The organism is Micromonospora sp. NPDC049101 (genome assembly GCF_040648675.1).
Lineage (GTDB): Bacteria > Actinomycetota > Actinomycetes > Mycobacteriales > Micromonosporaceae > Micromonospora.
In genome coordinates this window covers 35,604-47,399 of the sequence record NZ_JBEZED010000038.1, presented here as the reverse complement: position 1 = coordinate 47,399, position 11,796 = coordinate 35,604, and the positions used below count along the sequence as shown (strand labels likewise).

At 66.4% G+C, this 11,796-nt stretch carries 11 protein-coding genes and 1 tRNA gene; 3 read left to right on the top strand and 9 right to left on the bottom strand.

The window, feature by feature from the left end; translation table 11 throughout:
* Window positions 1–66: 66 nt before the first annotated feature.
* Both AB0B57_RS33775 and AB0B57_RS33770 read right to left on the bottom strand, forming a co-directional pair.
* Window positions 67–312, bottom strand: coding sequence for a precorrin-4 C11-methyltransferase (locus AB0B57_RS33775; RefSeq protein ID WP_357079397.1), 246 nt, complete (start codon window positions 310–312; stop codon window positions 67–69).
* A 91-nt stretch (window positions 313–403) separates the two neighbouring features.
* Window positions 404–748 carry a hypothetical protein gene (locus AB0B57_RS33770; RefSeq protein ID WP_357079395.1) on the bottom strand — a complete coding sequence of 115 codons (345 nt, stop codon included), beginning with the start codon at window positions 746–748 and terminating at the stop codon, window positions 404–406.
* Between the two features lie 543 nt (window positions 749–1,291).
* Here AB0B57_RS33770 and AB0B57_RS33765 point away from each other — a divergent pair.
* A complete protein-coding gene (locus AB0B57_RS33765) occupies window positions 1,292–1,708 on the top strand; it encodes a GntR family transcriptional regulator (RefSeq protein ID WP_357079392.1) in 417 nt (138 codons plus the stop codon).
* A gap of 92 nt (window positions 1,709–1,800) precedes the next feature.
* Window positions 1,801–2,664, top strand: coding sequence for a hypothetical protein (locus tag AB0B57_RS33760; protein WP_357079389.1), 864 nt, complete (start codon window positions 1,801–1,803; stop codon window positions 2,662–2,664).
* Between the two features lie 142 nt (window positions 2,665–2,806).
* On the opposite strand, the gene AB0B57_RS33755 is transcribed toward AB0B57_RS33760, so the two are convergent.
* The 3 genes from AB0B57_RS33755 to AB0B57_RS33745 form a co-directional block, all read right to left on the bottom strand.
* Window positions 2,807–3,472, bottom strand: coding sequence for a HEPN domain-containing protein (locus AB0B57_RS33755; protein WP_357079386.1), 666 nt, complete (start codon window positions 3,470–3,472; stop codon window positions 2,807–2,809).
* 1 nt (window position 3,473) lies between these two features.
* Window positions 3,474–4,655, bottom strand: a complete 1,182-nt coding sequence (locus AB0B57_RS33750) for a DUF262 domain-containing protein (RefSeq protein ID WP_357079383.1) — start codon at window positions 4,653–4,655, stop codon at window positions 3,474–3,476.
* A gap of 620 nt (window positions 4,656–5,275) precedes the next feature.
* Window positions 5,276–5,359 (bottom strand) — tRNA-Tyr (locus AB0B57_RS33745).
* Window positions 5,360–5,506: 147 nt separating this feature from the next.
* On the opposite strand from AB0B57_RS33745, the gene AB0B57_RS33740 reads away from it, so the two are divergent.
* Window positions 5,507–6,001, top strand: coding sequence for a YajQ family cyclic di-GMP-binding protein (locus AB0B57_RS33740; RefSeq protein ID WP_357079380.1), 495 nt, complete (start codon window positions 5,507–5,509; stop codon window positions 5,999–6,001).
* Between the two features lie 180 nt (window positions 6,002–6,181).
* On the opposite strand, the gene AB0B57_RS33735 is transcribed toward AB0B57_RS33740, so the two are convergent.
* The 4 genes from AB0B57_RS33735 to AB0B57_RS33720 all read right to left on the bottom strand — a co-directional run bounded on the left by AB0B57_RS33735 (window position 6,182) and on the right by AB0B57_RS33720 (window position 11,638).
* On the bottom strand, window positions 6,182–7,441 hold the full coding sequence (locus AB0B57_RS33735; RefSeq protein ID WP_357079377.1) for an MFS transporter: 1,260 nt from the start codon (window positions 7,439–7,441) through the stop codon (window positions 6,182–6,184).
* 143 nt (window positions 7,442–7,584) lie between these two features.
* The gene (gene htpX / locus AB0B57_RS33730; RefSeq protein ID WP_357079374.1) at window positions 7,585–8,460 is read right to left on the bottom strand and encodes a zinc metalloprotease HtpX; all 876 of its coding nucleotides are present in this window, start codon (window positions 8,458–8,460) and stop codon (window positions 7,585–7,587) included.
* Between the two features lie 111 nt (window positions 8,461–8,571).
* Window positions 8,572–10,074 (bottom strand): proton-conducting transporter membrane subunit, encoded by a 1,503-nt coding sequence (locus AB0B57_RS33725; RefSeq protein WP_357079371.1) that lies wholly within the window; start codon window positions 10,072–10,074, stop codon window positions 8,572–8,574.
* Between the two features lie 55 nt (window positions 10,075–10,129).
* Window positions 10,130–11,638 (bottom strand): NADH-quinone oxidoreductase subunit M, encoded by a 1,509-nt coding sequence (locus AB0B57_RS33720; protein ID WP_357079368.1) that lies wholly within the window; start codon window positions 11,636–11,638, stop codon window positions 10,130–10,132.
* Between the last annotated feature and the right edge of the window lie 158 nt (window positions 11,639–11,796).

The following is an 11,796-nucleotide window of genomic DNA, read 5'->3' as shown; positions in this document are numbered from 1 at the left end:
GCGGCGACCGCCCAGGACGAGGGCCAGGAGTACGAGGAACGGCTACGCCCCGACGTCTGTTGGCGTTCACCGTTTCCCTCCCGCCCGCTTATGCCCGTCAGCGGTAGCCAGCATCTCCAGGCGTGCATGCGTCAACTCGTCGATGAGCCGATCGACCTGCGTCGGCGACAGGAGTACGGTCTGCGTCGCTCCCTGCCGGGTCGCGTCGAGCTTCACGGCCAGGTCGCGGCGGGCGAAGCGGTCAGCGAGGAGTTGGACGGTTACCCAGCCGGTCCGCTCTCGCCCGATCGTGGCGAGGAAGCCGCGGTGCATCGGGTCGTTCGCTCCGCAGCCCCGACACCAGGCCGGGCACACGACTGGCGGAGCCGATGACATCGACCGACCGCCCGGGATCGGAACGCCCTCACTCATCGCCGGCCCTCTGCTGCACGAGTACCTGCTTCACCAAGCCGCTCAGTTGCTCGGCGAGATCGACCGCCTGCGACAACGACAACTCAGCCCAGGCGTTCCCGCCCCGGCACGTCACGTGCACACCGACCATGGCATCCCCCAGAGCCTCAGCACTGATGAGGTACGAGGCGACGAGCCCACCGGCCCGACTCTCGCCAACCCTTTGCATCGAGCTGCGATGGCGGCGGGCCATGTGCGACATCACCGGCGGCACCAGGTAACCGCAGCGATCCGGGGCACACCAGTCCGGGTGGCTCGTGACGGCGGCCGGCTTGTTCGTACGACTCACCGCGGCCACCGCCCGCCGTTGCCTCGGAAGAGCTGAGCCCGCGTCATCAGGGGTACGGAGCGGAGCGCAGGCAGTTCACAGGTGGCGCCCGTCGACCACCGCGGCGAGGAGGTTGTATAAGCCGCGCGAGGACTCGGCTGAACGTTGCTGGTAACACCCCGGTCAGATGGGTGCCGCCGAGACCACCAGGACGAGAACCAACGGGACCGACGATGAGAGCCGGACATCGCACCTCCACAGGTAGACGGGGGCCGGTGGCCAGCCACGAGGGAATGCGGCCGGCCACCGGCCCGGATGAAGGCACGGCGCACCGTCCGACGCCGGACGGGGTCGGGTATCGCCGAGCCAACTTGTACGCGCGGCTACCGCAACCGGTCCGACAGGACGCCGCGCATCAGGTGCGGCCAGGGCCGGCGCGAGACCACCCCTGACACGAGCCGTCACCCCAGCCGCACATCAGGAAACGTATCTACAAGTGGACGAGTTGTCTAGACGTCGAAACAGGTCACTTGGTTGGCACTTGGTAAGACAAGTGCCAGGTACGGTGAGCAGGTGCCCACCCCGCACTACGGACAGCCCCGATACCGCGCCATCGCCGAAGAGTTGAGAGAGCGCATCGAGAGCGGCGTGATCCCCCCGGGCGCCCTCCTGCCGGCCGAAAGCGTCCTCAGCGTCGAATTCCGGGCAGCACGCGGGACGATTCGTCAGGCCATATCGGTCCTGCGGGACGCAGGCCTGGTCGCTACCGAGCACGGCCGAGGCACGTACGCAAGTCCTTGCCTGCTCTCGAGTGCACCGGTCAACAGCCCGGGACCGGAGACGCAGCAGCGCCAAGTGTCTGCCGATCCAGAGCTCGCGGCCCTCTTTGCTGTTGAGGTGGGCACGGCCTTGATCGAACAACTAGGCATTACCTGGACGAACGGCACCGTCGAGAAAGTCGTCAAGATCTACCGGCCACTCCGCCCCTGACAGTAAGTGGGTGCTTCACACCCTGCTGTTCGTCCGAGATGCGATAGACGGCTGGGCCTAGCTGAACTTGGACCTACACCTCTAGGAGCGTTATGGAGCCACGCCGACTAAAAGCCATTCTGCAACTTCCGGTTAAGAGGCGGTTTGATCTCATTGCCGAGGGTCTCGAAGCCTTAACTCGGCAGGTAGCCCGGCTGCATGAGGATGCGAAGCACTTGGTGCGGCTCGAGCGACCTCACGGCGCAGGTATAGTTGAGGCATTTTTCTTGGAGGAGGCGGCGAAGGTTCTAATCTTACTGGATTTGGTGCGCACCGATCCACAAGACGGTAAATCTTGGTCCACTCAAATTTCCTGGTTCTATTCACACCTTGCGCGCTGTCTGTATGCGACGGCGTACCAGGGCAGTCCAGCCAGCCTAGGAGAGGTTCGAAGGTATTTGGATACGTTGAGGGAGTCTCACTATCTCGATGGACCGAACGATGTGGACTGGATCTTCCGCAATCAACCGATCTCCGAACGAGAGCGTGTCTTGTACGTGGATCTAGTGGAAACAGAGGACGAGCTTTTATGGTGGGGCCCAAGCGAGGATCCGATTTGCTGGGTATCCGGCAGGCTTCCCGAATTGGTATCGAGTTTAGCTCGGATGGGTATAACCTCTAGGGATGGCCTGGATATGGTGTCCGCAGCTTGGAAGAATGTATCGATAAACGACTCAACGCCCTGGTGGGATATCCGTCGGATGAACAGTCAGGTTCTTCAGTCTATGATTGACGGAAACCTGTATGATGAGGCGTCGGCCACTAAAGACGACTTTAACACCGTCTTAAATCATTGGATATTTCCCCTTCAGACTCTGGATCTGAGCGAGAAAAAAGTAAGCATCGAGGATCTCAAGCGGAAACGTCAAAGAGTCCTAGAGCAATACATGTATGAGGAGTGGGGCTACCCTTCATAGGGGCAGGGATTTCGCTCAGGCCGTCCTCACCAGGAGGAGCGCCGGCCTGCCCAGTTGCTGGATACGAGAGCAGGATTATCCCGTGGGACGACGACCCCGTCCCTGAAATCTTGGCTAAACGATAGCCACCCTGGGTTTGGGGCTACAGATTGCCTAGGTAAAGGTCAACGTCCCTAAAAGCGCTAATCACTCCAGTGTGACTGAAACTACTAACCGCGCGTCCATTCCTCGCTCCTCTGACTAGCTCACAAACAGTATTCCACTCAGTGAGAGGGTCGAGCGGAGATTGCACCTTCTTACTCCGATGCGCGAGCTCACCCCGCGTCGACCCCCAAGACTCAAGGGAGAGAAGCCAGGTGTGGTCAATATCCGACTCTCGCACACCCAGCGGGAGGAGAATGCGCAGAATATTCTCTTCCTTTACGCCATGATTTCGAGATTTCACGTATGTCGCATATTGATTCTTTGCTCTAGACACACGTCCAGCCAAGTCTGGGGCTCTTTTTTGCGGCCGCTTGATGAGCGAGGTAGGAGCTTCCCTGCCAGCTTCCTCGAAGGCGAGCAGAGCTAACAAACAAGGCTTTGGCGCAGCGCCGCCGCTCCAGGAGGTGAATGCAGAGTTGGCCACCTGCACGGCCCTATCTTCCAAGAATGACTCAACCTCAGCATGCGCGAGCAACCGGAATGCGCGCACTCTGTCATGAACCCTTTCGCTGTAGGAACCAGTAGGGTCAAAGCGCGCAGGCAAAAAATGGTCACGCAATTCGGTGATTCGCCGGGACAATTCACGATATCGAGGGGAGTTCATTTTATTCCTGCTTGGCGCTCTGAACCACTTCACTTCCCACTACCGTCTTCAAAGCTTCACCCCACATGAGAAGGCGCAGTTGAGTTGCGGCAATGGTCTTCGTAGTAGTTTGTATGGCATTTGTGAAGGCGGGGTCTCCGCATAGAGCCTTGAAGGCGTCCTCAACATCTGCTTCTCTTCCAATCACCCGCTCTCTCACCTTAGGCAATTTGAAGTAGAATGTCATGACGTCGAACACAGCTCGGTTGAAAGTTGAGATATATGACTTCCCGGTCCATCGCCGGAAGGCATTCTTGCCAAAGATAGAGAAGGTCGTTTCAATCGCCGTATCGCAAGCCTCTGCCAATTCAGTCACTTGCGACTCCCGGCCGCCGGTCTCCCACTCGGCGTTCAAGCGGCCTGTGGTGTCATCCAGAAAGTCTTTGAGTTCGCCTCTATAGTCGGACCAGAAGAGGTTAAATGCGAAGAAGCGCAGGGCGACTTCCACATCTCTCATCCTGAAATCCGGCTTTTTGAGGTTGAGTGCCTTCCTGATCTGAATACTATTGGCGGAGTAATCGTCCACGAAGTCCGTAAAAGGCCCGGGATGTAGCGCTTGGCGAAGCTCCTGCGGTGACAAGCTCACACTGCCTGTGTTGAGGCGCAAGAACACGTCATGAAGGAAAGCTTCATTGGGCCAGTTCCTTACAACGACAGTCCGAATAGTCTGATTCAAGAAAGCATTCAGATCATCCAACTTTTGTTCGTCTTGTTCAAGTGAAGCCAAGCTGGCCCCGGCTAGATCACTCCGAGTCTCAATCCCACGGAGTCTCAGCCGTTCGTAATCCTGGCCGTCGTTATCCACAGACGATCCAACAGCGAACTGCCTTATCGACAGCAATCGCTGCTTTCCGTCGAGGACAACGAAAGCGCCCCTACGAGTTCGATCCTCCGCTAGGACAAGCTGCGGGATGGGAAGATTCAAAAGCAGGGACTCGATAAATCTGCTTTTTCGTGTCGCATCCCAGGCGTCGCGTCTTTGAAACCTCGGGTTCAGCTGAATATTCCCTCGACGCAACTGACTCAGAATCGTCTCAGTGGTCCAATCAGTGCCGGTGACAACGGCCCGTGCAACCTCCTCAGGCGTCACCGACTTGCTCTCTTCGACCTGGTCGTCCCACTCATCTTCCGCAGGGGAAGCCATGATTCGCAATCTCCATTACATCAACCGAACGTGCCAGTAAGGATCGTTAATATACACGGAGCTAAGGCGGACAAGCTTCTCTCGACCCTGATACCACCGGCGACTGTTGCTGGATTGTTCTGTTCTGGATCAAGGCGCCGCGCTCCGCGCGGCGCGGGCGGTGAGCCGGGCCGGCGGCAAGCCGCCCCGGCCGCCTCCGGCGCCGGGGCGGAGAGCCACCGACTGCCGCCGGACCGCCGCCCCGAACTCCTCTGATCCAGACACAGGACGACCACGGCCAGGCGGCACGGAAGCGAACAGGTCGATCTGATCGAGGGCCAGGGCTTCCGACTGCCGCGCCAGTCCAACCCCAGGACTGGCTTGCCCCCGGGCTACCTCTGAAGCCGGGTAAGCCCCCATGGCAGCCTCAGCCGGTCGCTCCAGGCGCGGTTCGCACCGAGCCGGCAACGCCTCAGCGCACGAGCGTTCGCAGCCCCAGGAGAGGCCTCAGCGGGCAAGATCGACCTGCCCACCATCTGCCCACAACCAGTCGTCAACGGCTGGACTCAGCCAGACTCGGCTAGATCAACGACAACGGCCCCCGATCAGCATCTCTGCTGGTCAGGGGCCGTGTCTGCACCTGGTGGCGGGTAGAGGATTCGAACCTCTGAAGCTTTCGCGACGGATTTACAGTCCGCTCCCATTGGCCGCTCGGGCAACCCGCCAGGGCACCCCACCGCGTCGCAACGCGGCGGCGGAAGCAAGGATAGCGGCTCCCCCCGGTGCCGGCGCAACCGGGTACGGTCAGGGGGTCGTGCCGCTGGTCGGCGGCCGACGGCAGGCCCAGACCGCCGGACAGCAGGAGCAGAAACATGGCAGCGAACCCGTCGTTCGACATCGTGAGCAAGGTTGACCGTCAAGAGGTCGACAACGCCCTCCGGCAGGCGGTTAAGGAGCTCGCGACTCGGTTCGACTTCCGCGGCACCGGAGCGGAGATCTCCTGGTCCGGCGAGGAGGCGATCGGCCTTCAGGCGGAGACCGAGGAGCGCGTGCGCGCCGCACTGGACGTGTTCAAGGAGAAGCTCGTCAAGCGGAACATCTCGCTGAAGGCGCTGGACGCTGGCGAGCCGCGCCCGTCCGGCAAGATTTTCAAGATTGACTGCAAGGTTGTCCAGGGCATCGAGCCCGACAAGGCCAAGGCCATCAGCAAGAAGATCCGTGACGAGGGCCCCAAGGGCGTGCAGGCGCAGATCCAGGGCGAGCAGTTGCGGGTCACCGGCAAGAAGAGGGACGACCTTCAGGCGGTCATCTCGCTGCTCAAGGGCGAGGACTTCGGCGTTGCCCTGCAGTTCGACAACTACCGGTAGAGGCTCCGGCCGCCGCGCACGGAGTGTGATCCACTCGGGTTCCTTGATATCGGGGCATCTTCGCGCCCGCGACAGCCCGACTTCAAGGAACCCGAGTGGATCAAGCGCAACCGGACCAGGCCCGACCCCGCTTGGCAAGCCCGACCGGAGGCCAGGCCAACCGCAGGCCAGGCCGACGGGTCAGGCGGGGACGAGGTCTTCGGCGCGTACCGCTGTGGTTTCGGCGCGGGCGATGGGCCCGGCGGGTAGGGCCGCGACCCCGGCCCCTACGGCGATCGCCGCCCCGGCGAACAGGAACGCCCAGCGGACGCCGCCGGCGTGGTCCACGATCAGGCCGGCCACCGCGCCGCCGGCGGCGCTCGCCGCTACCGCGACGGTGACCACCCAGGTGTACGCCTCGTTCAGCATGCCGGTGGGGGCGATCCGGCCGACCAGGGTGTTCTCCAGGGTCAGCGCGGGCGCGATGGTGGCTCCACCGAAGATCAGGGCGACGCCCAGCGCCAGCGGGGTGGGCATCACCGCGAACACGGCGAAGGTGCCGGCGAGCGCGCCGAGCAGGAGGGCGAACTGTCGGGTCATGTTCGTGGCCGGCTTGCGGACGCCGAACCAGAACCCGCCGATGGCGCTGCCGATGCCCCAGACTGCCAGGAGGAGGCCGGCGAGGCTTTCCGGGTCGTCGGTGGTGTGGCCGCTCGCGAACGCCGGGACGGTCACCCCGGCGGCGCCGAAGGCGATGCCCAGGCCGGCCACGCAGATCAGCAGGGCCGGGAAACCGGCGACCCGCAGTGGGCCGAGACCTCGGGCGTGGTGTTCGCGCGGGTGTGGACGCCAGCCGCGCATCACCCGGCCGAGGGCGACTGCGGTGGTGCCGACCAGGGTGACCACCGCCGCGCCGATCAGCGCGGCTGCCGCGTCGGCGACCAGCACGAACCCGGCGACGAGCAGTGGGCCGAGCACGAAGACGATTTCGAACAGCGAGGTCTCGGCGGCGAGCGCGGTGTTGCGCAGTGCGTACCGGCCGGAGGCGGGGTCGGTCAGTTCGTTCCAGGCGCCACGGATGGCGGCGGTGAGCGGCGGGTACGTGGCGCCGGCCACGCCCGCGGTGAGGTAGATGACGGGGAGCGCGTCGTCGCCCGAGCGGCTGGCCAGCAGCAGGCCGATGAGCGCCAGCGGGTGAGCCACGGCGGTGACCAGCAGGACGGGGCTCGGGCCGACCCGGTCGGCGATCCGCCCGGCCACCGGGCTGAGGGCGGCGCCGGCGACGGCGTAGATGCCGCCGGCGATGGCTGCCAGCGCGTAGCGCCCGGTCACCTGCTCGACCACCAGGAGCAGCGCCAGCGGGGTCATGCCGATGCCGAGCCGCCCGATGATGCCGGTGATCAGCAGCATGGGCGCGCCGGGGATCCGCCAGACACCCAGGTACTGACGCAGCGCGGTCACCGTGAACCTCCCGAGGGTGTAATGAGCGTGAGCCGTTACGACCCTAACGCCACCGTCCAGTCGGTATACAAAGCTCCGCCCGTACCGCGCGGGTACGGGCGGAGCGGTGAATCAGCGGGTCAGTGGATCAGTGGATCAGTGGATCAGCGTTGGAACTGCACCGGCCCCGAGTTGCGGGCCATCTGCTCCAGCCGGGCGACGCGGTCCTCCATCTTCGGGTGGGTGGAGAAGAGCGCGGCCATGCCGCCGCCCCGGAAGGGGTTGGCGATCATGAGGTGGGCGGTGCTGGTGAGCTGGCCCTGAGCCGGCAACGGCCGACGGCTGGCCACCGCGTCGATCTTGCGGAGCGCGCTCGCCAGGGCCAGCGGGTCACGGCTCAACTCGGCCCCCGAGGCGTCCGCCTGGAACTCGCGGCTCCGGCTGATCGCCAACTGGATCACCGTGGCCGCGATCGGGCCCAGGATCAGGGTGAGCAGCAGCACTGCCGGGTTCGGTCGGTCCTCGTCGTCCCCGCCGCCCAGCGGGATGAAGAACGCGAGGTTCGCCAGCAGGGTGATGATGCTGGCCAGACCGGCCGCCACGCTGGAGATCAGGATGTCCCGGTTGTAGACGTGCGACAGCTCGTGCCCGATCACCCCGCGCAGCTCGCGGTAGTCGAGGATCTCGGTGATGCCCTGGGTGACGCAGACCGCCGCGTGCTGCGGGTTACGGCCCGTGGCGAACGCGTTGGGCTGCGCGGTCGGGCTCACGTAGAGCCGCGGCATCGGCTGCCGGGCGTCGGTCGCCAACTCCCGCACCATCCGGTACAACTCGGGGAACTGTGCCTCGGTGACCGGTTGCGCACCCATCGAGCGCAGTGCGAGCTTGTCGGAGTAGAAGTAGGTGACGCCGTTCATGACAAGTGAGATGAGGACGGCGATGACTAGGCCGCCACTGCCACCGAACCCGTAGCCCACCGCGAGAATCAGCGCGGAGAGCAGGCCGAGCAGTGCGGCGGTCTTCAGACGGTTGTGGTGCACGATCTCTCCTTCGGTGCACGGATCGCCGGGATCCGCTGACCGGTGCAACAACCCGGTACCCGCCAACCATCCGTCTCAACGCTGAGAGTTCACTGAGACTGGATTCGCAGGTCAGCGCCCGGCCAGGTCGAGCACCAACTGCGGGGCGAGGCCCAGGACCACGGCGGCCACCGTCGCCACCGCCAGCACCACGGCCACCACACCCACCAGGGGTACGGCAGCCGCACCGTCACCGGCTGACGCCGCGGCCGGGCCCGGCGTCGTCGTCACCGGTGCCCAGAGCGCGGCGGTCACCCGCAGGTAGTACGCCAGCCCGATCACCGCGTTCAGCGCCACCACCAGCGCCAGCCAGGCCGCCCCGCCGTCCAGCAACGCCCGCACCACCGTCACCTTGGCGAACAGGCCGGCCAGCCCTGGCGGCAGACCGGCCAGACCCACCAATGCGAGACCGAGCGCGGCGGCCCGCCACGGGTGCCGGCGGGCCGCCCCGCGCAGGTCGTCGAGCGTGCCGCCGTCCGCACCGGCCGGGCGTAGCGCGGTCACCCCGGCGAACGCGGCCAACTCCAACACCACGAAGAAGACGGCGTACGCCACGGCGGCGGCGTACGCGGCGGCGCGTGCCTCGTCGGTGCGGCCGGCGGCCAGCGCCAACGCGCCCAGCGGGGCGAGGATGTAGCCGGCCTGCGCGACGGACGACCAGGCCAGCAGCCGGACGGTCCGCCGCTGGCGCAGCGCGACCAGGTTGCCGACGGTCATGGTGAGCACCGCGAGCAGGGCGAGCACCGGGCCGGTCTGCTCGGCCGGCAGCGCCCGCTGCACCACGGCGAGCAGCGCGATCAGGCCACCCAGTTTCGACGCCGTGGACAGGTACGCGGCCACCGGCAGCGGCGCCCCGTCGTAGGTGGCCGGCGCCCAGGCGTGGAACGGCACCGCCGCCACCTTGAAGGCCAACCCGACAAGCAGCAGCGCGACCGCGGCGGTGGTCAGCGGCAGGTCCCGCAACTCCGACCGTTCGGCGAGCAGTGCGCCGAGCCGATCCAGGTGCAACCCGCCGGTCGCCGCGTACAGCAGCGCCGCGCCGAGCAGCGTGACGGTGGTCGCGACCACGCTGACCACGAAGAAGGTGAGTGCCGCCTCGGCGCTGGCGAGGCTGCCACGACGCAGGCCGACGAGCACGTACAGCGGCAGGGTCAGCGTCTCCAGGGCGACGATCAGCGTGATCAGGTCGCCGGCCGCGCCGAGCACCACGCCACCGGTCATCGAGCAGGCCAACAGGAAGCAGTACTCCCCCACCGGCGACCGCCCCGCCCGCAGCGCCGGCCCGGACAGCCCGAGCACACCCAGGGTGAGCAGCGCCACCACCGCGCCGACGAGCGCGGCCCGGCCGCCGAAGATCCAGGAGCAGTCGGCGCCGACACAGAACGTCCGCCGCTCCCCGGCCGCGCCGACCAGGACGGCACCGACGGCGGTGCCGAACGCGCCCAGCGCGGCCACCGCGATGGTGGCCCGAGGCCGGGCCACCAGCAGATCGGTGATGAGCACGAGTACGGCGGTGCCGGCGGCCAGGTAGGCCGGCAGCAGCGCGACGCTGTCCACGCTCTGCACGACGTTCATCTGAGCCCGCCTTCGTTCGCGACTGCGGGGCTCCGCTTCGCTGCACTCCTCGCGCTCACCGGGAAACCACCCCGATCAGGGCGTCGACGGGGGCCTCGGCGACGCCGAGGACCAGCGCCGGTGCCAGCCCGATGGCCAACGCGAGCAGCACCAGCGGCACCCACGCGGTCAGCTCCGCACCGGCCAGGCCAGGGCCGACCCGACTGACGGCGGCACTCGGCCGATGGTGGGTGACCTGGCGCAGCAGGCGCAGGAAGTACGCGGCGGTGAGCGCGCCGCCGACCGCCGCCAGCACCCCGAGGGTGGTCCAGAGCGGGCCGCCCACCTGCACGGCGGCGATCACCGCGAACGCCTCACCCCAGAAGCCGGCCAGCCCGGGCAGACCGAGCGACGCGACCGCCGCGAACGCCAGCAGACCCGCCAACCGGGGCGCGGTCTCCCGCAGGCCGGACAACTCGGCGAGGGTGCCGGTGCCGGTACGGTCCTTCACCGCACCGGCCAGGAAGAACAGCAGAGCGGTGATCACCCCGTGCGCGATGTTGCCGATCAACGCCGCCTGGATGCCCACGGTGGTCAGCGTGGCGACGCCCAGCAGCACGAAGCCCATGTGCCCCACGCTGGAGTACGCGATCAGCCTCTTCACGTCGCCCTGCGCCAGACAGACGAGCGCACCGACCAGGATCGCGGCGACGGCCAGCACGCCGAGCACCGGCGCCGCCCACCGGGCGCCGTCCGGTGCCACCCCCACCGCCACCCGGATCAGCCCGTACGTGCCCATCTTCAGCAGCACCCCGGCCAGCACCACACTGCCCACCGTGGGGGCCTGGGTGTGCGCGTCGGGCAGCCAGGAGTGCAACGGCCACAGCGGGCTCTTCACCGCGAAGGCCAACGCGAGCAGGGTGAACGCGGTCAACTGGGTGCCCCGGGACATCCCCGCGCCGCCGGTCAACGCCACCACGTCGGCGGTGCCGGTGGCCGCGACCACCACATACACGCCGACCAGCAGCAACACCGAGCCGAACAGGGTGTAGAGCGCGAACTTGCGGGCCGCCCGACGCCGGTCCGCACCGCCCCAGCCGGCGATGATCGCGTACATCGGCAGCAGGACGACCTCGAAGAAGAGGAAGAACAGCACCAGGTCCAGGGCGAGGAAGGTGCCCAGGATGCCCACCTCGACCACCAACAGCAGCGCCACCAACGCCCGGCCGCTGCCGCCGTCGGGCACCCGCCACATCGTGTACCCGCAACAGAGCAACGTGAGCAGCGCGGTCAACACCACGAGCGGCCAGGAGATGCCATCGACGCCGAGATGGAAGCGCAACTCCAGACCGGGCACCCAGGGCAGGTCCAGCTGGTGCCACGGACGCACCGCCGGGGCGTCCGCCGACCAGGCGAACCAGCCCCGCCGATCGAACACCAACGGCACCGCGGCCAGCAGGGTCAGTGCCGCCGCCACGGTGCCGACCAGCCGGGCCGCCCGGTCCCGCGGTGTCGCCGCCACCGCGACCGCACCCAGCGCCGGCACCGCCAGCACGGCAACCAGCAACACCTGCCCAACGCTCACCGGGCCACCTTCGATCGCGACTGCGGGGCTCGCAAACCCGGCTCACTCCTCGCGCTCACAGAGCCACCTTCGATCGCGACTGCGGGGCTCGCAAACCCGGCTCACTCCTCGCGCTCACAGAGCCACCTTCGATCGCGACTGCGGGGCTCGCAAACCCG